Here is a 23,576-nt window from a genome sequence, read left to right on the forward strand (position 1 = left end):
GAACCCGCCCGTCCTTCCAGGAGGCCCGTCACGTGAAGCACCCGCACAGGCACCGCAGACGCCGCCTGCTCGTCCCCGTCGCCGCAGCCACGGCGGCGCTCGTCGGTGTCGGCCTGACCACGTTCGCCACCGACGACACCTCCCCCACGCTCGAACTGACTCGCGCGGGAGGGGCCCCCATGGCCGCCACCGCCCGGCAGGTCGAGAAGCTGGACCGGGGTGTGGTCAGCGTCCACACCGGCAGCGGCAACCTGGTCAGCTGGCGCTGGCTTGCAACCGATCCGAACGCCGTGTCGTTCAACGTCTACCGGGCCGGTACGAAGGTCAACTCGACCCCGGTCACCGGCTCCACGAACTACTTCCACTCCGGCGCCCCCTCGCACGCCGACTACACCGTCCGCGCGATCGTGAACGGCGTGGAGCAGGGCGACTCGGTGCACGCGGTCCAGTTCCGCACCGGCTACAAGGACGTCCCCCTCTCCCCGCCGGCCGGTGGCACCGCCCCGGGCAACTCGGCGTACACCTACGAGGCCAACGACGCCTCCCTCGGCGACCTCGACGGCGACGGCGCCCTGGACATCGTCCTGAAGTGGCAGCCGACCAACGCCAAGGACAACTCGCAGTCCGGCTACACCGGCAACACCATCGTCGACGGCATCAAGCTCGACGGCACCCGGCTGTGGCGCATCGACCTGGGCCGCAACATCCGCTCAGGCGCGCACTACACGCAGTTCCAGGTGTACGACTACGACGGCGACGGCAAGGCAGAGGTCGCCATGAAGACCGCCGACGGCACCAAGGACGGCACCGGCGCGGTCATCGGCAGCTCCTCGGCCGACCACCGCAACTCCAGCGGCTACGTGCTCTCCGGCCCCGAGTTCCTGACCATGTTCAACGGCCAGACCGGCAAGGCGATGCAGAGCGTCGACTACGTCCCGGCCCGGGGCAACGTCTCCTCCTGGGGCGACAACTACGGCAACCGCGTCGACCGCTTCCTCGCGGGCACGGCCTACCTGGACGGCTCCCGCCCCTCCCTGATCATGGCGCGCGGCTACTACACCCGCACGGTGATCGCCGCCTGGGACTGGCGAGGCGGTGCCTTCACCCGCCGCTGGACCTTCGACACCAACTCCTCCACCAACAGCGGCAAGGGCTACGACGGCCAGGGCAACCACAGCCTGTCCGTCGCCGACGTGGACGCCGACGGCAAGGACGAGATCGTCTACGGCGCCATGACCGTCGACGACAACGGCAACGGGCTGTGGACGACCAAGCTGGGCCACGGCGACGCCGGCCATCTCGGGGACCTGAACCCGTCCCGCGCGGGCCTGGAGTACTTCAAGGTCTCCGAGGACTCCAGCAAGCCCGGCTCCTGGATGGCCGACGCCCGCACCGGCCAGGTTCTCTGGCAGACGGCGTCGGGCTCGGACAACGGCCGCGGTGTCGCCGCCGACATCTACGCAGGCAGCGCGGGCGCCGAGGCCTGGTCCGCCGCCGACACCACCCTGCGCTCGGCCACCGGCGCCTCGCTCGGCCGGGAGCCGTCCAGCATCAACTTCCTGTCCTGGTGGGACGGCGACCCCGTCCGAGAACTCCTCGACGGCACCCGCATCGACAAGTACGGCACCTCGGGCGACACCCGCCTGCTGACCGGCTCCGGCGTCTCCTCCAACAACGGCACGAAGTCCACCCCGGCGCTCTCCGGCGACATCCTCGGCGACTGGCGCGAGGAGGTCGTCTGGCGCACCAGCGACAACACGGCGCTGCGCATCTACTCGACCCCGCACGAGACCAACACGAAGATCACGACCCTGCTCCACGACACGCAGTACCGCACGGCCCTGGCCTGGCAGAACACCGCCTACAACCAGCCGCCGCACCCGAGCTTCTTCATCGGCAACGCGATGCCGACGGCTCCCCGTCCCACGGTCTACACCCCGTGAGACGCCGGTGGGTGCGCGCCCGGGGGAGCGCGCACCCACCGCCCTTCTGAGCGCGGTCAGGCGACCGCGCAGTTCTGGTCGCCGAGCTTGAACGCCGTCGGTTTCGTGTTCGTCCCCGACGCGTTCGCCGTGAAGCCGAAGCTCACGGACGAGCCCGCCGCCACGTTGCCGTTCCAGCCGACGTTCTTCGCCGTCACCGTCGAACCCGACTGTGCGGCCTCGGCGTTCCACGCCTGGGTCAGCTTCTGGCCGTCGGCGAAGGACCAGCCGAGGGACCAGCCGTTCCAGGCGGTGGTGCCGGTGTTGGTGATCTGCACGTCCGCCTGGAAGCCGCCCGACCACTGGCTCGTGACCTTGTACGTCACCTTGCAGGCACCGGCCGGGTCGGGACCGGGCCCGGGACCCGTGGTGCCGCCGTCGGAGCTGTCGCCGTAGATGACGCCACGGCCGTTGGTCGCCACGTACACGCGGCCGTACACCCTCGGGTCACCGGTGATGGCCGCACCCGTCCAGCCCCACTGGTGGGCGTCGTCGTTGATACGCGTCCAGCTCGCGCCCTTGTCCGTGGAGCGGAAAATGCCGCGTACACCGCCGATCTTCGCGCTGGTGTAGAGCGTCTGGTAGGAGGCGCCGGGCGCCGCCTTGCCGAAGCCGACGGTGTCGGCCTGCTCGACGTTCGACAGCTTCGTGAAGCTCGTGCCGCCGTCCGTCGAGTGCCACAGGCCGTACGCCCCGTCGCTCGCGCCGCCCGCCAGCCAGACGTCCCCCTTCCCGCCGGGCAGCGCCTTGAAGCGGACACTGTCACCGCCGGGCAGCCCCGTCGCCGGTGACTCCTTGAACGTCGCCCCGCCGTCCGTACTGACGTAGAACTTCCCGGACTTGAAGCCGTAGAAGGTCTTCGGGTCGACGCGGTCCGACTCGACGATCGCCCCGGAGGGGATCCCTCCGGACGCCTGCCACGACGCGCCGAAGCCGGTCGCGTAGTGCACGCCGGCACCCTGCGGGCTCCACACGAACCGGCTGCCGTCGGCCGCAGCCGCGACCGTGCCGCCGCCGCTCACGCCCGAGGGGTCGGTCCCCGCGAACCAGTTCGCGCCGTTGTCCGTCGAGAACGAGATGTGCGGGCCCGAGTCGAGGTTGCCGACCCGGACGACCGTGTTCGGGTTCGACTCGGCGAAGTCCAGACTCGTGGTGGTCGTGAAGTTCGGCTGAGTGAACATCATCGACGGGACCTTCGTCAGATCCGTGTGGCGGAAGCCGCCGATGTCACCCAGCGCGCTCAGCAGCGTGGCACCCGACGGCGGTGACGCCAGGTCGTTGACCGCCGTCTCCTCCAGCCCCTGCACCATCGGCTTGACGGCGAACTTCCCGCCGCTGTCCCAGTTCGTGAGGTTCTCCGTGCCGTAGATCGTCGCGCCCGTCCCGTACATCATGCGGTTGGAGTTGAACGGGTCGATCTCCAGGGCCTCCGTCATCCACCCGAGCTTCGGGGTCTGTTCGGGCGGCTGCGGGTTCGCACCCCAGGTCAGCCATGGCGAGGACGAGACATCCATCGTGTAGCGGTTCTCGCGATTGGGGTACGACGTGTAGTCCCACGCCTTGGTCCAGGTGGCGCCGCTGTCCGTGGAGCGGAAGATCTGCGTGTCCGGCCACCAGGCGCTGTACGCCGTCGCCATCACCGTGCCCGGCTTCTGCCGGTCCACCGTCAGCCCGCTGAAGCCGTAGAACGTGTCGGCCTCCGCCACCGGGCTGATGTTCGTCCAGGCCCCGGTCCCGGTCGTGTACCGCCACAGCTGGCCCTTGCCGCCGTCGTACGGGCCGCCCTTGTCGCTGTAGGCGAGGTAGAGGTAGCCGTTCTTCGCGTCCAGGACGCCCTTGTGAGCGAGATAGCCGGTGGGCTGCCCGGCCAGCCGCTGCCAGGTCGCGCCCGCGTCCGTCGAGCGGTACACCGCGTTGTCCTTGTCGGCGACGCCCACGTAGATCGTCTTCGTGGCGTTGCCCGACGTGCCCGTGGACTCGTCGAAGGTGACCCAGACGATGCCCTGGTTGTCGGACGCGTAGCCGCTCGTGTCGCTCGGGTCCTGCGCGTAGTTGCCGACGTTGGGGAAATTCGTCACCTGCGACCAGGTGGCCCCAGAGTCCGTCGACCGCCAGAGCCCCTTGCCGCTGGGCGCGCCCAGATACAGCACGCTGTTCCGGTTCGGGTCGACGGCCAGCCGCTCGCCCATGCCCCGCCCCGGCATGTTGCCGCCCAGCTTGAACGGCAGGTTCGCCTTCTGCCAGCTCGCCCCCCGGTTGGAGGAGCGCATGACCGCACCGTTCTTCGGATCCCAGCTGTTGGTGTACGTGCCGACCGCCGCGTACACCCGGTTCGGGTCGACCGAGTCGGACGCGATGCTGACGACCCCCGTGTGCCCCCAGTCGTCCCAGCCGACCGAGTCCAGCAGCGGCGTCCAGGTCTTCGAGGCCTCCTGCCAGCGGTAGGCACCGCCGATGTCGGTACGGGCGTAGGCGAGGTTCTTCTCGGTCCGGTTGAAGACGATGCCCGGAACGAATCCGCCGCCGTCGATCCGCGCGTTCTTCCAGGAGTAGGTGTCGGCGGCGAGCTTCACCGACGGCGGATCGGCGGCCAGGGCGGCGGGAGCGCCCGACAACAGCCCGGCCGCCAGCGTGAGCACGGCCGTGAGTATGCGGGTTCTTCGCACGGTGGGGGTCCTTCCGTGAGGGGGAACGTGCGAGAGCCGGGCGGCCCCCAGTGCGGGTGGGGACCGCCCGGCCGGTCGGCCCCGTCGTCAGGTGACGAGACCACGAACGCAGAGCTTCGGACGCACCTTTCTTGGGGGCGCGGGGAACTGCGCGACCAGCCACACACCGGCCCGCAGATCGCAACCGCCGAACCCGCGGAGCGCCCGGCGGGGACTATTCGAGAAGCTCCGCGTACGAGCCCATGGCCAACGCGATATCCGCCTGAGCCCAGAACCGGTGATACGTGAACGACGGCACCGCACCGCCCGCGAGATAACTCTCGATCTTCGACCAGGCAGGATCGTCCTCGTAGAAGGACCGGATCGAGTCGAACGTCGACGACGAGTTGATCGCGTCACCGTTCGGCATCGTGCCCGTCCAGCCGCTCGGGATGTACACCGGGTCGTCGAACCGGTTGTAGTCGGCCCGGTTCTCCGGGACGGCGATCCCGAGGGCGTCCTGGTGGTTGTCCCACATGCCGTCCAGCAGCTTCTTCGCCGCCGCGGCGGCCTCCGTGTCACCGGAGCGGTCCGCGTAGTACGTCAGCGTCTTGGCGAACGAGGCCGCCACACCGACGTCGTTGGTGTAGTCGGCGACGGTGACGTGCAACCCGCTGTTGGAGCCGGGGCTGGAGGCGTTCCAGGTGTCGGGCTGGCCCGACCACTGGAGCGTCGACGGGATGCGGAACGTACCGTCCGGGTTGAACGTGGTCTCGGACAGCGCCCAGTCGACCCACTTGTCGAGGACCGCCTTGGCCTGCGCGTTCCCCGTCTGCTGGTACAGCTCGGCGACCCGCTCCACGGACCACGCCTGGAAGCCGAACCACTGGTTGGACGGCGGGTCGTGGTAGACCGGCTTCTCGTCGTAGTACATGCCGTAGAACGTCGACTTCCCGGCCGGCGGGGTCGCGTACCGGCCCGCCCAGCTGTTGGTCGCGCCGCCGGCGATGGCGCCTTCGTCCGACTGGAGCCAACGGTAGAACTCCAGCTGCCGGTCCATGGACTTGGCCCAGTCGGCCGCGCCCGTCGCCGACTTGGGCTTCAGCGGGGCGTAGTTGCTCAGCGCGTAGGCGGCCAGCGGGTTCTGGTAGCCGCCGTGGGCGTGGCTGGAGCCGATGCGCCAGGCCCAGCCGGCCGAGGTGTCGGTGGCACCGCCCCAGGCGTAGTACCAGGACATCAGGTACATCGAGGCGTCCTTGCCGGTGCCCGCCGGGCAGGTCGACGGTCCGACGCAGTTGCCGATCTTCTTGAAGTACTTGTCGAACATGGAGTAGCGCAGGTAGTCGCCCATCTTGGCCGCCTTGGCGACGGTCCCGGAGACCTGCCCGCCCTTGCCCTGCTCCTTCGCCCACAGGTCCGCCCAGTAGGCGGCCTGCACGGCGCGCGCGTCGGCGTCCGGCGCGTTGGTGAACTTCCACTGCTTGGCGTAGGAGGCGTCACCGGTGAACAGGTCCAGGTAGCCGTTCTTGCCGCCGTACTTGAAGGCGTCACACGTCGGCTGCGGCACCGTCTCCCACACCGACTCCTGCGAGCCTCGCTGGAAGGTGTTGATGTACGACGGGCCGGTGTCCGAGGGGCCCGCCTCGCACTTGCCGGGCGAGTTGCCGTAGCCGTAGACGTTGTCGACGTCCTGGAGCCAGTGCATGCCGTAGACGTCGTCCGTGCCGTACGCGCTCTTCAGCTCGGCCGCGATCGGGTCCGGGCCGACCGAGACGCCGGTGTCGAGTTTGGCCGGGTACTCGTTCGGCGTGTCCAGCTCGGGCGCGTAAGTCGCCGGCTTGGAGGCGTTGTAGAAGGAGTTGGTCGGCTGGTCGGCGCGGGTGGGGATCATGTACTTCTCCATGAGCTCCCACGCCCCGTTGAACTTGGACCAGTCACCGGTCACCTTGCCGTACATGGCCTGGAGCCACAGGAGGTAGCTGTACGCCTCCGAGGTGGTCTCGTGACCGTGGTCCGGCGCCTCGACGATCAGCGTCTCGACCGAGTGGTAGGGAATGCCCTCGGGGGAGAAGTAGCCGTTCGCCGGGTTGGTGATCTTCCCGTAGAGCTCCAGGAAGCGGGCGTCGTACGCCTTGGTCGCCGCCAGCTGGGTGACGGTGACCGAGGCCTTGGCGTGGCCCGCGGCCGTCGACTCGAACACGGCAGAACCCGTACCGGAGTTGGCGGCCGTGACGGTCACCTTCTGCGCGGTGTTCCAGTTCTGCGGGGTGAAGGTGAGCGAGGCGCCGCCCGTGACCGACAGGCCCGAGTTGCCGCTCGCCCGGGCCGACGTCACCGTGACGTTGGACGCCGGCTGCTTGGACAGCTTCACCTCGTACGTGCCCGACTTCCCCGACTGCACGCCCAGTTGGAGCGGCGAGGCGACGACGGTGGGGCCGGAGGCGACCGTGATGCCGACCGGGGTGGAATCGGCGGAGGCGCCCATGCTGTCGTAGGCCTTCGCCACCAGGGAATGACTGCCTACGGTCAAGTTCGAGACGGACAGCGCGTAGGGCGCGCTCGTGTCCGTGCCCAGCAGCTTGGTGTCGTCGTAGAACTCGACCTTGCTGATCGTGGCGTTGTCCGCGGCGGCCGCGGTGGCCGCCAGCGGAACCGCCTCGCCCTGGGTGTAGACGGCGCCGGCGGCCGGGCTGGTCAGCACGGCGATCGGCGGTTGGTGCGCGCCGGTGCAGGGCGTGCCGTTGACCGTGAAGGACGTGGGCGCGGTGTTGCTGCCGCTGTAGGTGAACTGGGCGCCGGTGGAGACGGCGGCGCCCGCGGCGACCCGGGCGTTGTGGGAGGCGTTCTTGACGGTGATGTTCTGGCCGGACTGCGACCAGGTGCCGTTCCAGCCGTTCCCCAGCTTCTGGTTGCCGGAGTAGGCGTAGGTCAGCGTCCAGCCGTCGATGGCGTCCGTGCCGCGGTTGGTGAGGGTCAGGTCCGCGGTGAAACCGGAGCCCCAGTCGTTCGTCTTGTAATCGACACTGCACTGAAGTGCGGCCGCCTGCGCGGAAGTCGACCCTGAGGAGAGCATCGTCAACGGAAGCGCGAGAGCTGCGAGTGCGGCGGTCCACAGACGCCGCACGGCTCTCCGCCTCCGGGGTGGGGGATGCATGGTGCTGGTTCCTCCTTGCGGCTCGGAGAAGTCAAGGCTTGAACCAGTGGGAGCGCTCCCATAGTGAGGACGGGTGTGGTATCGGTCAAGGTCTTTGAAGAGTCGAAAAGATTCGACGCCGTGTGTTGAGCGAAAGTCAGTGACTCCCCTGTTCTTTGCCGACACTTGGCGCTACCTTCCTTGACACCAGTGGGAGCGATTCCATCAGTCGACGCGTCCGTCACGACGGGCCCGACCTGCAAGGAGTCGCTCATGCGACACCCCTCGCGTTCAGTACTTTTAGCCGCCGCCTTCGCGGTCGTCCCCGGCTGCGCGAGTGCCGGTACCGGGCTCCTCATGCCCTTGTCGAAGCGCGCCCTGAACGGCTGACACCCCCACCACCGAAAGGGAAACCCGCACTCATGAGCCGTACGAGAACAGCGTTACTGGCCGCCATGGCCCTGGTCGCCGGCGCCACCGGCACGGCGTTCGCCGTCGACCCGGGTGGCATCGGCACCGCCGCCGTCCCCTGCACCGTCGACTACAAGGTGCAGAACCAGTGGAGCACCGGCTTCACCGCCGCCGTGACCATCACCAACAACAGCGCCGCGAAGTCGTCCTGGTCGCTGAAGTGGTCGTACGGCGGCAACCAGAAGGTCACCAGTGGCTGGAACGCCAAGCTCAGCCAGAGCGGCGCCGACGTCACCGTGGCCAACGAGAGCTACAACGCCCAGCTCGCGACGGGCGGTTCGGTCAGCTTCGGCTTCCAGGGCTCCTACAGCGGCAGCAACGCGATCCCGGCCACCTTCACCCTCGACGGCGTGACCTGCAACGTCGACAGCGGCGGTCCCGGCGGCCCGACGGATCCGCCGGACCCGGGCGGCCCCGCCAACCGGGTCAACAACCCCTACGGCGGCGCCAAGGTGTACGTGAACCCCGAGTGGTCCGCGAACGCCGCCGCCGAGCCGGGCGGCAGCCGTATCGCCAACCAGCCGACCGGTGTCTGGCTGGACCGGATCGCGGCGATCAACGGCGCCGGCGGCAAGATGGGCCTGCGCGCCCACCTCGACGAGGCGCTGCGCCAGAAGGGCTCCGGCGAGCTCGTCGTCCAGCTCGTCATCTACAATCTGCCCGGCCGTGACTGCGCCGCTCTCGCCTCCAACGGAGAGCTGAAGCCCGACGAGATCGGCCGGTACAAGACGGAGTACATCGACCCGATCAAGGCGATCCTCGCCGACTCGAAGTACTCCTCGCTGCGGATCGTCACGACCGTCGAGATCGACTCGCTGCCGAACCTCGTCACCAACACCGGCAGCCGCCCGACGGCCACCCCGCAGTGCGACGTGATGAAGGCCAACGGCAACTACGTCAAGGGCGTCGGATACGCGCTGAACAAGCTCGGCGACGTGCCGAACGTCTACAACTACGTCGACGCCGGCCACCACGGCTGGATCGGCTGGGACGACAACTTCGCTCCCTCCGCGACCCTGTTCAAGGAGGCGGCGTCCGCCGAGGGCGCGACCGTCAACGACGTCCACGGCTTCATCACCAACACGGCGAACTACAGCGCCCTGAAGGAGAACAACTTCTCCATCAACGACAACGTGGCCGGCAAGTCCGTCCGCGAGTCGAAGTGGGTCGACTGGAACCGCTACGTCGACGAGCTGTCCTTCGCCCAGGCCTTCCGCAACCAGCTCGTCTCGGTCGGCTTCAACTCCGGCATCGGCATGCTGATCGACACCTCCCGCAACGGCTGGGGCGGCACCGCCCGGCCCACCGGCCCCGGCGCCCAGACCACCGTCGACACCTACGTCGACGGCGGCCGCTACGACCGCCGCATCAACCCCGGCAACTGGTGCAACCAGTCCGGAGCCGGCCTCGGCGAGCGCCCGCAGGCCAGCCCGGCCGCCGGGATCGATGCGTATGTGTGGATGAAGCCGCCGGGCGAGTCCGACGGGGCGAGCAAGGAGATCCCGAACCCCGAGGGCAAGGGCTTCGACCGCATGTGCGACCCGACCTACACGGGCAACCCGCGCAACAACAACAACATGTCCGGTGCCCTGCCGGACGCGCCGCTGTCCGGGCACTGGTTCTCCGCCCAGTTCCGGCAGCTGATGCAGAACGCGTACCCGCCGCTGTCCTGACCGGCTGACACACCGTCCCCACGGATCCGCCGGGGCTCCGGCCCCGGCGGATCCTTTTTTGCGGGAGCGGCAAGAGCAGTGGCCTTCTCCCGGTGCGTCGGCGCAGGCTGGCGGCATCCGAGGGAGAGGCTGACCACCATGGCGCACGACCACGACCACGACCACGACCACGACCACAACCGCCGGCACGGCCACGGCCACCACCACGACCACACGGACATCGACTGGGCCGAGATGGGCCCGAGGCTGGAGTCCCAGGCGGAGCTGTTCGCGTCCCTGTACGAGCGGGCCATGGCATGGCTGGCGCAGGAGGTGACCGAGCCGGGCCTGATCGTCGACGCGGGCAGCGGGCCGGGCGTCGTGTCGTGTCTGTTCGCCGAGACGTTCCCGGGCGCGCGGATCGTCGCGGTGGACGGCTCCGAGCCGCTGCTGGAGCGGGCGCGGGCGCGGGCCGAGCGGCTGGGGGTCGCCGACCGCTTCGGCACCATCGCCGGTGAACTCCCCGACGTGCTCGACGAGTTGGACTACCCCGCCGACCTGCTCTGGGCGAGCCGCAGCCTGCACCACCTCGGCGACCAGCGGGCCGCGCTCACCGCCTTCGCGGCACGCCTGGCGCCCGGTGGCACCCTCGCCCTCATGGAGGGCGGTCTGCCCCCGCGGTACCTGCCGCGCGACATCGGCATCGGACGGCCCGGGCTCCAGGCGCGGATCGACGCGGTGGAGGCGGAGTGGTTCACGCGGATGCGTGCGGAGTTGCCGGGCCATGTCGCGGAGACGGAGGACTGGCCGGCCCTGCTGGCCGCCGCGGGCCTGAAGCACACCAGGACGCACACCTTCCTGCTCGACCTGCCCGCACCCGCCTCGGAGCGGGCCCGAGCCTATGTCGTGGCGTCCCTGTCACACCTGCGCGAGAGGCTCACGGACGGGCTCGGCGCGGAAGACCTCGCCACCCTCGATCGGCTCCTCGCCCCCGACGACGAGGCGAGCCTGCACCGTCGCCCGGACGTGTTCCTCCTGGAGGCCCACACGGTGCACACGGCGGTCCGTGCGGGGTAGTACGGCGGTGGGGCAGCCGGTCTGACACGGGGTGCTCGGCCGTTGGTGCTGAGGGCAGGTGCGGTCGCAGCCCGGCGTGGCGGGGTGCCTCCCCCAAGCTCTTCGAGCAGGGGGTACCCCCAGCGCCCCAGCGGCACGACTGCCCGCAGCTCAGCGAGCTGCGGGCAGTCGGGGGAGAGAGATACCTCAGGCGCCGTCGAACGTCGCCGGGTCCGGGCCCAGGCGGCGGTCTTCGTTGAGGGCGCTGATGGCCGCCAGGTCCTCCGTGTCGAGGCTGAAGTCGAAGACCTCGATGTTCTCCTTGATCCGCGCCGGCGTCACGGACTTCGGGATGACCACGTTGCCCAGCTGGATGTGCCAGCGCAGGACGACCTGGGCCGGAGTGCGGTCGTGCTTCCGTGCGATGGCCACGATCGCCGGGACCTCCAGCAGGCCCTTGCCCTGGCCGAGCGGCGACCAGGCCTCCGTGGCGATGCCCTGCTCCGCGTGGTACTCACGGGCGGCGTTCTGCTGGAGGTGCGGGTGCAGCTCGATCTGGTTCACGGCCGGGATGACCGACGTCTCGCCGATCAGCCGCTCCAGGTGCTCGGGAAGGAAGTTGGAGACGCCGATGGCCCGGATCCGGCCGTCGGCGTGCAGCTTCTCGAACGCCTTGTACGTGTCGACGTAGGTACCCCGGGCCGGCAGCGGCCAGTGGATCAGGTACAGGTCGACGAAGTCCAGGCCGAGCTTCTCCAGCGACGTGTCGAAGGCGCGCAGCGTGGAGTCGTACCCCTGGTCGGCGTTCCAGAGCTTCGTGGTGACGAAGAGCTCCTCGCGGGGGAGACCGGACGCGGCGATGGCCTTGCCGGTGCCCTCCTCGTTGCCGTAGATCGCCGCGGTGTCGATGCTGCGGTACCCGGCCTCCAGTGCCGTCGCGACGGCCGACTCGGCCTCGTCGTCCGGCACCTGCCAGACGCCGAAGCCCAGTTGGGGCATCTCGACGCCGTTGTTCAGGATGATCGGGGGGACCTTGCTCACGAGCTCTCGATCCTTCGGTTTGTGGTCAGGTGTATCTTCCATCGTCAACGATCACGAGTCGTGATGCATTCCTGACGAGAGAATTCAGGTCTGCGATTCATCTGTCACCTGGCAGTTCACGCCCGGTACAGCGCCTCGACCTCTTTCTCGTACGCCTTTTCGATCGCCTTGCGCTTCAGCTTCAGGGACGGGGTCAGCAACCCGTGCTCCTCGGTGAACGGCTGGGCCAGGATGCGGAAGGTGCGGATCGACTCGGCCTGCGAGACAAGAGTGTTGGCCGCGACCACCGCGCGCCGCACCTCCGTCTCGAGATCCGTGTCGCGCACGAGTTCCGCCGCGGACATCTGCGGCTTGCCCCGCATCGTCAGCCAGTGCTCCACGGCCTCCTGGTCGAGGGTCACGAGGGCGGCGATGTACGGGCGGTCGTTGCCGACGAGGATGCACTGGTTGACCAGTGGATGGTCACGAACGCGTTCCTCCAGCACGCCGGGCGAAACGCTCTTGCCGCCCGATGTGACCAGGATCTCCTTCTTGCGGCCGGTGATGGTGAGGTAGCCGTCCTCGTCGAGCGCGCCGAGGTCGCCGGTGGCCAGCCAGCCGTCGTGCAGGGTCTCGTCGGTCGCCTTGGGGTTGTTGAGGTAGCCCTGGAAGAGGTTCTGGCCGTGCAGCCAGATCTCGCCGTCGTCCGCGATGTGCACGGTCATGCCCGGGATGGGCTGCCCGACCGTGCCGAACCGGGTGCGTCCGGGCGGGTTGGCGGTCGCGGCGGCCGTGGACTCGGTCAGGCCGTAGCCCTCGTAGATGTGCACGCCCGCCCCGGCGAAGAACAGGCCGAGCCGCCGGTCCATCGCCGAGCCGCCCGACATGGCGTGCTTGATGCGGCCGCCCATCGCGGCGCGGATCTTGGTGTAGACGAGCTTGTCGAACAGCTGGTGCTGCATGCGCAGGCCGGCGGAGGGGCCGGGGCCGGTGCCCCAGGCCTTCGCCTCCATCGCGTCCGCGTACTTGATGGCGATGTCGACGGCCTTCTCGAACGGGCCGGAGCGCCCCTCCTTCTCGGCCTTGCGGCGGGCCGCGTTGAACACCTTCTCGAAGATGTACGGCACGGCCAGGAAGAACGTCGGCTTGAACGCGGCCAGGTCGGGCAGCAGGGCCGCCGCGTTGAGCTGCGGCTGATGGCCGAACTTCACCTTGCCGCGGATCCCCGCGACCTGCACCATCCGCCCGAAGACGTGGGCGAGCGGCAGGAACAGCAGGGTGGCGGCCTCGTCGCCCCGCTTCGAGTGGAAGACCGGCTCCCAGCGCTCGATGACGGTGTCCGCCTCGTACATGAAGTTGCCGTGCGTGATGACACAGCCCTTGGGGCGGCCGGTGGTGCCCGAGGTGTAGATGATCGTGGCGACCGAGTCGGGGGTGACGGCCTGCCGGTGGCGGTGCACCACCTCGTCGTCGAGGTGCGCGCCGGCGTCGTACAGCTCGTGCACGGCGCCGGAGTCGAGCTGCCACAGGTGGCGCAGCTGCGGCAGCCGGTCGATGACGGTGGCGATCGTCATCGCGTGGTCCTCGTGCTCCACGACCGCGGCCGTCACCTCGGCGTCGTACAGCATCCAGAAGCACTGCTCGGCCGAGGATGTCGGGTAGACCGGCACGACCTGGGCGCCGATGGTCCACAGCGCGTAGTCGAAGAGCGTCCACTCGTAGCGGGTGCGGGACACGATCGCCACCCGGTCGCCGAACCGGATGCCGCTCGCCAGCAGGCCCTTGGCCAGGGCGAGCACCTCGTCGCGGAACTCGGCGCTGGTGACGTCCCGCCACCGGCCGGACTCGTCCTTGCGGCCCAGCGCGATGTGCAGCGGGTCCTCCTGGGCATGCTGGAAAACCACGTCGGCCAGACCGCCCACCGGAGGTGCCAACGCCAACGGAGGGTTGGTGAACTCGCGCAAACCCCGCTCCCCGCTCCTCAGCGCTCTTCGGTTGAGTGACGCTCCGCACAGCGCCGTGAAAGCTACCCCAATCGGGCAGAGGGCGGGAGGGGTGACAGGGGCGAGCAGCGCTTTTGTCCGCGCTGGTCAGCCAGGGAAAATGCGCTCACATGGGGAAGGGTCGGACAGAATCCTGACGGTTGAGTAAGTTTCGGGGCCGTGATCTCCACCGAATCTGTACGACCGGTTACGGCTCGAGGGTCCTCGTACGCGGTGCCCGAGCGTCTCTTCTGTCAGCGCCCCGAAGGCGGATTTCGTCACTCCGGTTCAGCCGGTCGCCGCCCGCCAGGATCGCCGCGGCCAGGGCGTCCGCCGCTCCCTGGGCGGAGGAGCGCCGCCGGCCGTGGACCACGACGAAGTCGACCTGCCCCAGCTCCGGCAGCCCCGCCCGGTCCGGGACCCGGACCAGGCCCGGTGGGACGAGGCCGCGGGAGTGGGCCATCACGCCGAGCCCCGCCCGGGCCGCCGCCACGAGGCCGTTGAGGCTGCCGCTGGTGCACACCACACGCCATGCGCGGCCCTGCCGCTCCAGCGCCTCCAGGGCGAGCGCGCGGGTGATGCCCGGCGGTGGATAGACGATCAGCGGCACGGGACGGTCCGGGTCGAGCCGGAGGCGCTCCGCGCCGATCCACACCAGCCTGTCGTGCCGGACCAGCTCGCCGCGCGGGTCCTCGGGCCGCCGCTTGGCCAGCACGAGGTCCAGCTTCCCGGCGGCGAGCTGCTCGTGCAGCGTGCCCGACAGCTCGACCGTCAGCTCCAGATCGACCTCCGGGTGGTCGTGCCGGAAGCCCTCGAGAATCTCCGGCAGCCGGGTCAGCACGAAGTCCTCCGACGCGCCGAAGCGCAGCCGGCCGCGCAGCCGGGTGCCCGTGAAGAACGCCGTCGCCTGCTCGTGCACCTCCAGGATCCGGCGCGCGAACCCGAGCATGGCCTCGCCGTCCTCCGTGAGCTCCACCGAGTGGGTGTCCCGGGTGAACAGCGTCCGCCCGGTGGCGTCCTCCAGTCGGCGCACGTGCTGGCTGACGGTGGACTGCCGTAGCCCGAGCCGACGGGCGGCCTGTGTGAAGCTCAGCGTCTGAGCCACCGAGAGGAAGGTGCGCAGATGGGAGGGGTCGTACATGGCGCCAGGTTATCGCGGAACATGATGACAGTGAGAGCGGTATGAGGGATTCCCGATCGCCGGATCGAGGAGCAGGATGGAAGGGGCCGTACCGGCCCTGTACCGCCCGTAAGTACCGAGTAAGTGGAGCACCGTGAAACGCCTGCGCCGGCCGCGTCGGATGCCGATCGACCCGTACATCCTTCTCCTCCTCGCGACGGTGGGTGTCGCCGCGCTGTTCCCGGCTCGCGGGACGGTCGCGGATGTCGCGTCCGGTGCCTCCACGGCGGCGATCGCCCTGCTGTTCTTCCTCTACGGCGCCCGGCTGTCCACTCGTGAGGCACTGGACGGCCTGCGCCACTGGCGGCTCCACGTCACCGTCCTGGCCTGCACCTTCGTCGTCTTCCCGCTGCTCGGCCTGGCCGCCCGCGGGCTGGTGCCGGTGATCCTCACGCACCCGCTGTACCTGGGCCTGCTCTTCCTCACGCTCGTCCCGTCGACCGTGCAGTCCTCGATCGCCTTCACCTCGATGGCCCGCGGCAACGTGCCCGCCGCGATCTGTGCGGGTTCCTTCTCCTCCCTCGTCGGCATCATCGCCACCCCGTTGCTCGCGGCCTCGCTGCTCGGCGGCAGCGGGGGCGGGTTCTCCGCCGACTCGCTGCTGAAGATCGTGCTGCAACTGCTCGTGCCGTTCCTCGCCGGACAACTGCTGCGCCGCTGGATCGGCGGCTTCGTCACCCGCCGCAAGAAGGTCCTCGCACTGGTCGACCGCGGCTCGATCCTGCTCGTCGTCTACACCGCGTTCAGCCAGGGCATGGTCCAGGGCATCTGGCACCAGGTCAGCCCCCTCCGGCTGGCCGGGCTGCTCGGCGTCGAGGCCGTGATCCTCGCCGTGATGCTGCTGCTGACCTGGTACGGCGGCAAGGCGCTGGGCTTTGGCCGGGAGGACCGGATCACCCTCCAGTTCGCCGGTTCGAAGAAGTCCCTGGCCGCCGGACTGCCCATGGCGAGCGTTCTGTTCGGACCGCAGGCCTCGCTGGCCGTGCTGCCGCTGATGCTCTTCCACCAGATGCAGCTGATGGTCTGCGCGGTGATCGCCAAGCGCCGCTCGCACGACCCCCGTCCGGAGGTCATCGCGCCGGAGCCAGCCGCAGCGTCACGAACCGTGGTCGGTACAGGGACACGTTCCGGCTGAGCTGGGCGGCGGCGCCCGTCGTCTCCAGCCAGTTGACGTCGTAGCTCAGCACGAGACGCCCGTCGCCGCTCAGCACCGGGTGCGCCTGCGGGTTGTAGGCGGCCACCTGGCCCTGCGGCAGCGACGGGCTGAACTCCTTCGCGGGCCCGTGCCACGGCCCGGCCGGGGAGCACGCCCAGTACGACGCCACGGTGGTCAGGCCCTTCGTGCCCGCGGCCATCGTGAACAGCACGTACGTCCCGCCGTCCCGGACGACCGAGAACGCGCTGCCCACCCCCCTGCGCTGCCCGTCCCCGAGCACCGGCCGGGGGCGCTCGCCGGCCGCCCACGCCGAGCCGGTCCAGTACCGCCAGGCCGCCGGATCCCCGAGCCTCCCCTCCGGCACCCGGGCCACGTACGCGTGCGAGGCCGGGCGGGAGGCGGCCTGGCCGTCGTCGCCGCCGAAGACGTACGTCCAGCCGTCCTCCTCGACCAGCGTCGTGCCGAACAGCACCCGCCGGGACGGGTCGGGGACCAGTTGCTGGTCGAGCACCTTGACGACCGACTCCAGGCGCAGATCAGGCAGCGACAGCGTGGCCACCTCGGTCGCCGTGGGCACGCCGTAGATCCACGGGGCCTGGCCGGCCGTGCGCACCCACAGCAGCACCCGCACGACCTGCTCCGAGGAGCCGGGGGAGCGGGGTTCGACGCGGGCGGCGACCGGCCAGCGCCACTGGTTCGGCGCCGGGTCGGCGAAGAGCGGGGCGGGGAGGGTGGTCTCCAGCCGTCCGTCGCGCATCAGCACGGCCGAGTTGCGCACCAGCGGCGCGGTGGTGTCCCGCCAGGCGTGGGACTCGCCGGCCGGGTTGGGCGGGCCGTACACCCGGCCCAGGTAGGTGTCCGAGAACAGCCACAGCACCCGGCCGTCCGGCAGCGGCACCGAGTGGGTGCCGTCGCCGCCGGTCCAGTCGTCGGTGCGGCTCGCGTCGTCGCCGTAGCGGGCGAACTCGGCGGTGAGGCCGTCGTCCGCCTGCCAGGAGCGGACCGTGCGCGCCCGGCAGGCGGCGTCATCGTCCGGACTCTCCTCCTCCGGGAGGGCGATGAGCAGCGCGGCCCCGAGAACCAGGACCAGCAGCAGGCCGATCCCGGTTCCCGTGCGCTGTCGTGCTCGTGCTGCTTCTGCGTCGTCGGGCACGTGCCGTGACGTTAGTTGCTGCCGCTCACCTGGTCCATGGGGAGCCACAGCACCGTGCCCCCGGCGGCCGCGCCCTTGGTGCCGGCGGCCATCTCCCTGTCGGTGAGGGCCCGGTTCCAGACGCGGACGTCGTCGATCGCCCCCGTCAGGAACGCCCGGCTGTCCATGCGCTGGCCGATGTGCACGCCGAAGGGGGAGTTACGGCTGACCGAGCCCGGCACGTCCGGGGTGCTGATCGGCGTGCCGTCGAGGAAGAGGGTCAGTTGCCCGCCGCCCCGGCGCAGGACCAGGTGGTGCCAGCGGCCGTCGTTGTGGGCGCCGGCGGTCCACACCGAGGCCGTCCTGACGGTCGTCGCGCCCGACCGGGTGGTGATGAGCGCCCGGACCCGGTCGCTCGCCGGCTCCCCGCGCAGCCAGATCTGCGGCTGGCTGTTGCCGATGCCGCCCATCCACAGGAAGGGCTGTTCGCCGGCCGTGGCCGTGTAGCGGAAGTACAGCGAGGCCGTGAAGTCACCCTCGCCGAGCGGCAGTCGGGACCGGTACGGCAGGCGTACGGCGTCGTCGGTGCCGTCGAAGGACAGCGCGCCGCCGCGGACGCCGGCCGTCCGCCCGGCACCGCCGAGCACGGCCGCGGGCCTCGCGCCCCACGCCGCGTCGCGGGTGGTCGGATCGGCGCCACGGCGCGGTTTCAGCCAGTCCTCGGTGAAGCGGGCGAAGCGGATCTCGTCGCGGGCGTCGACCGCGCCGCCCTCGTACAGCAGGCCCACCGTCGAGGCGTTGACCGCCGCCATGTCGGAGTAGCCGGACCAGTCCGTGGTGACGACCGTGCCCCGGTCCACGCTGTCCCAGGTGCGCCCGCCGTCGTAGGAGGAGCGGACCATCATCGTCCGGCGGCGGTCGGGATCGGCCGGGGCGGACAGCAGCATCCGGCCGCCGAGGCGCAGGGTCGCGCCCTGGACCTGTGGGGTGTAGAGGTCCGGGAGGCCGCGGAAGGGCGTGGCGAAGCTGTCGCCGCCGTCCAGGCTGAGGGTCTGGGAGCGGTGGCCCAGGTCGGTGCCGTCCTGTTCCCGGCCGCTGACGAGGACGGCCCCGTCGGCCCGTTCGGTGAGCGTCACCTCGGACGGCTTCTGCCGGAACGTGCCGTCCCGCGCTATCGGCCAGGAGTCCGTGGCGCCGATCCGCCAGTGGTCTCCGCCGTCGTCGCTGACGATGAGCGCGGCGTGGTTGGCGGTGACCCGGCTGCCGTCCCACGTCTCGGTGTTGACGCCGAACACCAGCCGTCCGGCGTGCTTCCCTCGGGTGAGCTGGATGCCGTGCACGGGGCCGGTGGCATACCAGGAGTTCCAGTGCCCGGGCAGGATCTGGTCGCTCAGGTCGCGCGGCTCGGACCAGGTCCGGCCGTCGTCGTCGCTGTACTGGAGGTGCGGGGTGCGGTCACAGGGGACGGTGCAGTTGCCGGCGTCCGTACGGCCCGTGTTGTACGTCTCGGCCAGCAGGATCCGGCCGGTCCTGCGGTCCACGAGGGGCGCCGGGTTGCCGTGCGTGTCGCCCGCGCCCTCGTTGACGACCTGGAGCGGTCCCCAGGTGCGCCCGCCGTCGGTGGAGCGTTTGAGGACGATGTCGATGTCGGCCGCGTCACCGCAGTTGAGGACGCGGCCCTCGGCGAAGGCGAGCAGCGTGCCGGCCGCGGTCCGCACGATCGCCGGGATCCGGAAGCACGCGTAACCAGGGTCCTGGGAGGCCTTGAAGAGGACCTGTTGTTCGAACTCCGGTAAGGACGTGGTGGGTTGGGCATGGGCCGGGCCTGCGGGCGCGAGCAGCGCCGCGGCGGTGAGAACGGCTGTGAGGGTGGATCTCAGACGTGCGCGAAGACTTGACGGCATGTTGCGACCTGCCCTTCATGCGTCTGTCGGCTGGACCACCGAGGCATGGGAACGGATATCCGGGGAGCGGGCGTGCGGACAATCGGACATCCCACGTCCCATGTGTGGGCCACAGACGGTACTTGGCCTCACAGACCACCCACAAGAAGCGTGCGTCAGGGGATCAGGACGACCTTGCCGAGGTTGACCCTGGCCTCGATCTCCCCGTGCGCTTTCGCCGCGTCCTGAAGGGCGAACTCCCCGTGGACCACGGGCTTGAGCTCGCCGGACGCGAAGAGCCGCCACAGTTCCTCGCGCCACTGTTCGTACAACTCCGGCTTCCCGCGGGCGATGCGGGCCATCTGGAACCCGATCACCGACTTGGCGCCCACGAGCAGGTCGTACGCCTGGACGGTGCCGCCGCCCGAGCTGTACGCCACCAGCCGTCCCTCCGGGGCGAGTGCGGCGAGGGCCGGGGTGAGCAGCTCGCCGCCGACCGCGTCCAGGGCGTAGTCGACCGGGGTGCCCCAGGTGTCGTCGCCGTAGGTGACGACGTGGTCTGCGCCGAGACCGCGGACGAAGCCGGCCTTGGCCGGGGCGGATACGGCCCCCACGACCCGTCCGGCGCCCCGCGCCCTGGCCAGCTGCACGGCCAGATGACCGACACCGCTCGCCGCGGCCGTGACCAGGGCCGCCTCGCCCGGCTCGGGCCGTGCGGCCTCCAGGGCGCCGAGGGCCACCAGGCCGCTGCGTACCAGGGCGACCGCCGTGACGGCGTCGGCGTCCTCCGGGACCGGGGAGGCCACGGCCTCGCGCAGGAGCGCGAAGTCGGCGTAGCCGTGGCCGAAGCAGAGCCCTGTCACGCGGTCGCCGGTGCCGAAGCGGGTGACGCCCTGGCCGACGGCCGTGACCTCCCCGGCGATCTCGCCGCCGAGCGGGACCGGCTCCGCCGCCTCGCTGACCTTGCGTACGACCGGGAGCGTGACGCCGATCGCCTCCGCGCGTACGAGCAGTTCTCCGGGGCCGGGCTCGGGGACCGGTGCCTCCTCCATGAACAGGGGGCCGCCTCGGGATCCGTAGCGGACGCGGCGCATCGCACCTCCGGGTAACGTCGGTAGATCCGACAAATTCGTTGGGGTGCCCAACGGTATAGGACTGTCGTAGGGAGAACCAACGATTTCTTGGTTAGGCTGCGGCCATGCCGGAAGCCCCCCTCCCCGCGATCCGCTCCCTGCCCAGCTGGCTGCTCGGCCGTGCCGCCGCCCGCGGCCGGGCCCTGGTGGCCGAGGCGCTGGCCGAGCAGGACATGCGGATGTGGCACCACGTGGTGCTGTCCGCCGTCCGGGACCTCGGCCCCGTCGCCCAGGCCGACCTCGGCCGCGGGGTCCGGCTGGACCCCAAGGACCTGGTCGGCATCCTGAACGACCTCCAGGCGGCGGGCCTGGTGGTACGCGAGCCGGACCCGAAGGACCGGCGCAAGAACGCGGTGTCCCTCACCCCCCGGGGAGCCCGGCTGCTGACGCGCTGCGAGAAGGCGGCCCGCGCGGCCAACGACGAGCTGCTCGCCCCGCTGTCGGAGACCGAACGCGAGCAGTTCACGGGCATGCTGCTCCGGATATCCGGCACGGCGGACTGAGAGGCCCTCCAGCCCCGGTCAGGCCGAGACGGGGCTCCTGCGGCGCAGGGGGCGCTCCCCGCCGGTCGGGGCCCCGCCGCCGTGTCGCGGGGGAACCTGCTCAGCCCTGGGCGGTCGCGGCCCGCAGGGCGATACGGTCCTCACCCGCGTACACGTTCATGGAACTGCCCCGCAGGAAGCCCACCAGCGTCAGGCCCGTCTCGGCGGCCAGGTCCACCGCCAGCGAGGACGGCGCCGACACCGCCGCCAGGACCGGGATGCCGGCCATCACGGCCTTCTGCGCCAGCTCGAAGGAGGCCCGGCCCGAGCCGAGCAGGATCGTCCGCGACAGTGGCAGGTCCCCGCTCTGAAGGGCGCGGCCGACCAGCTTGTCGACCGCGTTGTGCCGGCCCACGTCCTCCCGGACGTCCAGCAGCGCGCCGTCCTCCGAGAAGAGGGCCGCCGCATGCAGGCCGCCGGTCCGGTCGAAGACCCGCTGGGCGGCGCGCAGCCGGTCGGGCAGGCTCGCGAGCAGCTCGGGAGTGACCCGGACCGGGGGCGTGTCGGCGATGGGCCAGCGGGCCGTCGTGCGCACCGCGTCCAGCGACGCCTTGCCGCACAGCCCGCAGGAGGAGGTCGTGTAGACGTTCCGTTCCAGCGTGATGTCGGGGATCACGACGCCCGGGGCCGTCTGCACGTCGACCACGTTGTACGTGTTCGAGCCGTCGGCCGTCGCCCCGGCGCAGTAGACGATGTTCCGGAGGTCCCGCTGCCCGCCCAGCACCCCCTCGCTCACCAGGAAGCCCGCCGCCAGCGCGAAGTCGTCGCCCGGCGTGCGCATGGTGATCGCCAGCGGCTTGCCGTTCAGCCGGATCTCCAGGGGCTCCTCGGCGACGAGCGTGTCCGGACGGCTGGAGACCGCCCCGTCCCGGATGCGGAGCACCTTGCGTCGTTCCGTGACTCGTCCCATGTCCTGATCAGCCCCGGTTCTGTACGTGCTGGTAGCCGAAGCGGCCCTTGATGCAGAGGTTGCCGTGGGTCACCGGGTTGTCGTGCGGCGAGGTGACCTTCACGATCTCATTGTCCTGCACGTGCAGCGTCAGGTTGCAGCCCACTCCGCAGTACGCGCACGCCGTGGTCGTCTCCGTCTGCCGCGACTCGTCCCACGTACCCGCCGCGCGCATGTCGAACTCGGACTTGCAGGACAGCGCGCCCGTCGGGCACACCTCGATGCAGTTCCCGCAGTACACGCACGCCGACTCGGTCAGCGGGGCGTCGTGCTCCACGGCGATCCGGGCGTCGAAACCGCGCCCGGCGACCGAGATCGCGAAGGTGTTCTGCCACTGGTCGCCGCAGGCGTCCACGCACTTGTAGCAGAGGATGCACTTGTCGTAGTCGCGTACGTACAGGTCGTTGTCGACCCTCGGTTCCTCGTTGAGGCGGGCCGCGTCCGGGCCGAAGCGGTCCGGCTTCGCCTCGTACTCCTTGAGCCACTCGGCGACCCGGGGTGTGGTCGACAGGTCGACGGACGACGCGAGCAGTTCGAGGACGACCTTCCGGCTGTGCCGGGCCCGCTCGGTGTCGGTGCGCACCTCCATGCCCGGCTCGGCCTTGCGGGAGCAGGCCGGGACGAGAGTGCGGGCCTCGACCTCGACGACGCAGACCCGGCAGGCGTTCTTCGGCCGCAGGGTGTCGCCCTCGCACAGGGTCGGGTGGGCACCTCCACGCCGGTGATGTCCGCCAACTCGACGACCGCCGCGAGGAGTACGTCGAGTTCGAGCGGTTTGCCGCGCTCCAGGTCCTGGAGCGTGGAGGTCCGGTGGTCGCCGACCCGCTCGGCGCCCGCGAGCCGGCGCTCGATGGAGACGCCGACCTCGCAGCCGAGGGCGCCCGCGACCGCGAGCGTCTCGGTCATCATGATCTCGATGACCCTGCGGGTGCCGCCGTGCGGGCACATCTGCCGCATGGTGGCGCGGGCCAGCGCGCTGATCGGGTCGAAGGAGATGTTGCCGAGCAGCTTGAGCCAGATGTCGTTGCGCAGGTCCGGCTCGACCGGGCACTTCAGGCCGCCCGCCTGCATGGCCTCGCTGAGGGCTACGCACCGTGTGGACACGCTGCGGTCGGGTTCGCCGATCGAGAACCGGGTGCCTTCCAAGTGCCGTACGACGCCCGGCCCTTCGAGCTCGGTCGCCGCGTAGACGACACACCCGATGGCCCGTTCGGGCGCGAGCTCCGCACTGACCGCTCCGTCCGGATCCACGGCTCGACGCGGTGGCCGCCGTACGGGCCGCCGTGCCGGTGGAAGTACCACCAGGGGATGCCGTTCTGGGCGGCCACGATCGCCGTGGTGTCGCTCAGCAACGGCGCGATCAGCGGCCCGCACGCCGCGTACGCGTTGGCCTTCAGGCCGAGAAAGACGTAATCGACCGGGCCGACCTCGGCCGGGTCGCCGGTCGTGTGGGGGCGCGCGGTGAAGTCGCCGCGCGGGCTGAGCACCCGGACTCCGTGCTGCCTCATGGCCGCCAGATGCGGCCCACGGGCGATGAGATGCACATCGGCACCCGCGGTGGAGCGCGGCGCCGACGTAGGCGCCGATGGCACCGGCGCCGAGAACTGCGACTTTCACGGGAACACTCCGTTCGGTTTGAGGGATACCGCGGAGGTGACTG

At 70.4% G+C, this 23,576-nt stretch carries 14 protein-coding genes and 2 pseudogenes; 5 read left to right on the plus strand and 11 right to left on the minus strand.

Annotated features, from left to right (window positions below; genetic code table 11):
- Positions 1 to 32: 32 nt before the first annotated feature.
- A complete protein-coding gene (locus ACZ6TU_RS17040; RefSeq protein WP_469549121.1) occupies positions 33 to 1,943 on the plus strand; it encodes a rhamnogalacturonan lyase in 1,911 nt (636 codons plus the stop codon).
- 56 nt (positions 1,944 to 1,999) lie between these two features.
- On the opposite strand, the gene ACZ6TU_RS17045 is transcribed toward ACZ6TU_RS17040, so the two are convergent.
- The gene (locus ACZ6TU_RS17045; RefSeq protein ID WP_467681720.1) at positions 2,000 to 4,648 is read right to left on the minus strand and encodes a cellulose binding domain-containing protein; all 2,649 of its coding nucleotides are present in this window, start codon (positions 4,646 to 4,648) and stop codon (positions 2,000 to 2,002) included.
- A 214-nt stretch (positions 4,649 to 4,862) separates the two neighbouring features.
- Positions 4,863 to 7,781, minus strand: a complete 2,919-nt coding sequence (locus ACZ6TU_RS17050; protein ID WP_469549124.1) for a glycoside hydrolase family 48 protein — start codon at positions 7,779 to 7,781, stop codon at positions 4,863 to 4,865.
- Between the two features lie 401 nt (positions 7,782 to 8,182).
- On the opposite strand from ACZ6TU_RS17050, the gene ACZ6TU_RS17055 reads away from it, so the two are divergent.
- Together ACZ6TU_RS17055 and ACZ6TU_RS17060 are read left to right on the plus strand one after the other, a co-directional pair.
- Entirely contained in the window at positions 8,183 to 9,904 is a 1,722-nt protein-coding gene (locus ACZ6TU_RS17055; protein ID WP_469549126.1) for a glycoside hydrolase family 6 protein, read from the plus strand.
- A 138-nt stretch (positions 9,905 to 10,042) separates the two neighbouring features.
- Positions 10,043 to 10,960 (plus strand): class I SAM-dependent methyltransferase, encoded by a 918-nt coding sequence (locus ACZ6TU_RS17060; protein ID WP_469549128.1) that lies wholly within the window; start codon positions 10,043 to 10,045, stop codon positions 10,958 to 10,960.
- Positions 10,961 to 11,146: 186 nt separating this feature from the next.
- On the opposite strand, the gene ACZ6TU_RS17065 is transcribed toward ACZ6TU_RS17060, so the two are convergent.
- The 3 genes from ACZ6TU_RS17065 to ACZ6TU_RS17075 form a co-directional block, all read right to left on the minus strand.
- Entirely contained in the window at positions 11,147 to 11,938 is a 792-nt protein-coding gene (locus ACZ6TU_RS17065; RefSeq protein WP_467681796.1) for an aldo/keto reductase, read from the minus strand.
- A gap of 158 nt (positions 11,939 to 12,096) precedes the next feature.
- Positions 12,097 to 13,923, minus strand: coding sequence for an AMP-dependent synthetase/ligase (locus ACZ6TU_RS17070; RefSeq protein WP_467681728.1), 1,827 nt, complete (start codon positions 13,921 to 13,923; stop codon positions 12,097 to 12,099).
- Positions 13,924 to 14,149: 226 nt separating this feature from the next.
- A complete protein-coding gene (locus tag ACZ6TU_RS17075) occupies positions 14,150 to 15,082 on the minus strand; it encodes a LysR substrate-binding domain-containing protein (RefSeq protein ID WP_467681730.1) in 933 nt (310 codons plus the stop codon).
- Between the two features lie 160 nt (positions 15,083 to 15,242).
- Here ACZ6TU_RS17075 and ACZ6TU_RS17080 point away from each other — a divergent pair, with 160 nt between their 5' ends.
- Positions 15,243 to 16,256: a bile acid:sodium symporter family protein gene (locus ACZ6TU_RS17080; protein ID WP_467681798.1), complete on the plus strand. Its 1,014-nt coding sequence runs from the start codon at positions 15,243 to 15,245 to the stop codon at positions 16,254 to 16,256.
- On the opposite strand, the gene ACZ6TU_RS17085 is transcribed toward ACZ6TU_RS17080, so the two are convergent.
- The 3 genes from ACZ6TU_RS17085 to ACZ6TU_RS17095 all read right to left on the minus strand — a co-directional run bounded on the left by ACZ6TU_RS17085 (position 16,192) and on the right by ACZ6TU_RS17095 (position 20,386).
- Positions 16,192 to 17,430, minus strand: coding sequence for a DUF4185 domain-containing protein (locus tag ACZ6TU_RS17085; protein ID WP_467681732.1), 1,239 nt, complete (start codon positions 17,428 to 17,430; stop codon positions 16,192 to 16,194). The two genes, ACZ6TU_RS17080 and ACZ6TU_RS17085, sit on opposite strands and share 65 nt — an antisense overlap.
- A gap of 11 nt (positions 17,431 to 17,441) precedes the next feature.
- Positions 17,442 to 19,313, minus strand: coding sequence for an exo-alpha-sialidase (locus tag ACZ6TU_RS17090; RefSeq protein WP_469549134.1), 1,872 nt, complete (start codon positions 19,311 to 19,313; stop codon positions 17,442 to 17,444).
- A gap of 155 nt (positions 19,314 to 19,468) precedes the next feature.
- Positions 19,469 to 20,386, minus strand: coding sequence for a quinone oxidoreductase family protein (locus ACZ6TU_RS17095; protein ID WP_467681736.1), 918 nt, complete (start codon positions 20,384 to 20,386; stop codon positions 19,469 to 19,471).
- A 104-nt stretch (positions 20,387 to 20,490) separates the two neighbouring features.
- Here ACZ6TU_RS17095 and ACZ6TU_RS17100 point away from each other — a divergent pair, with 104 nt between their 5' ends.
- Positions 20,491 to 20,928, plus strand: coding sequence for a MarR family winged helix-turn-helix transcriptional regulator (locus tag ACZ6TU_RS17100; RefSeq protein WP_467681738.1), 438 nt, complete (start codon positions 20,491 to 20,493; stop codon positions 20,926 to 20,928).
- A 100-nt stretch (positions 20,929 to 21,028) separates the two neighbouring features.
- On the opposite strand, the gene fdhD is transcribed toward ACZ6TU_RS17100, so the two are convergent.
- From fdhD to ACZ6TU_RS17115, 3 genes and pseudogenes are all read right to left on the minus strand, one after another.
- Positions 21,029 to 21,877 (minus strand): formate dehydrogenase accessory sulfurtransferase FdhD, encoded by an 849-nt coding sequence (gene fdhD / locus ACZ6TU_RS17105; protein ID WP_469549138.1) that lies wholly within the window; start codon positions 21,875 to 21,877, stop codon positions 21,029 to 21,031.
- Between the two features lie 7 nt (positions 21,878 to 21,884).
- Positions 21,885 to 22,625, minus strand: a pseudogene (locus ACZ6TU_RS17110) (4Fe-4S dicluster domain-containing protein); the annotation flags it as partial.
- Positions 22,619 to 23,533, minus strand: a pseudogene (locus ACZ6TU_RS17115) (2-dehydropantoate 2-reductase); the annotation flags it as partial. The pseudogenes ACZ6TU_RS17115 and ACZ6TU_RS17110, both read right to left, overlap by 7 nt.
- Positions 23,534 to 23,576 lie beyond the last annotated feature (43 nt).

This window comes from Streptomyces sp. NPDC052064 (assembly GCF_055585925.1).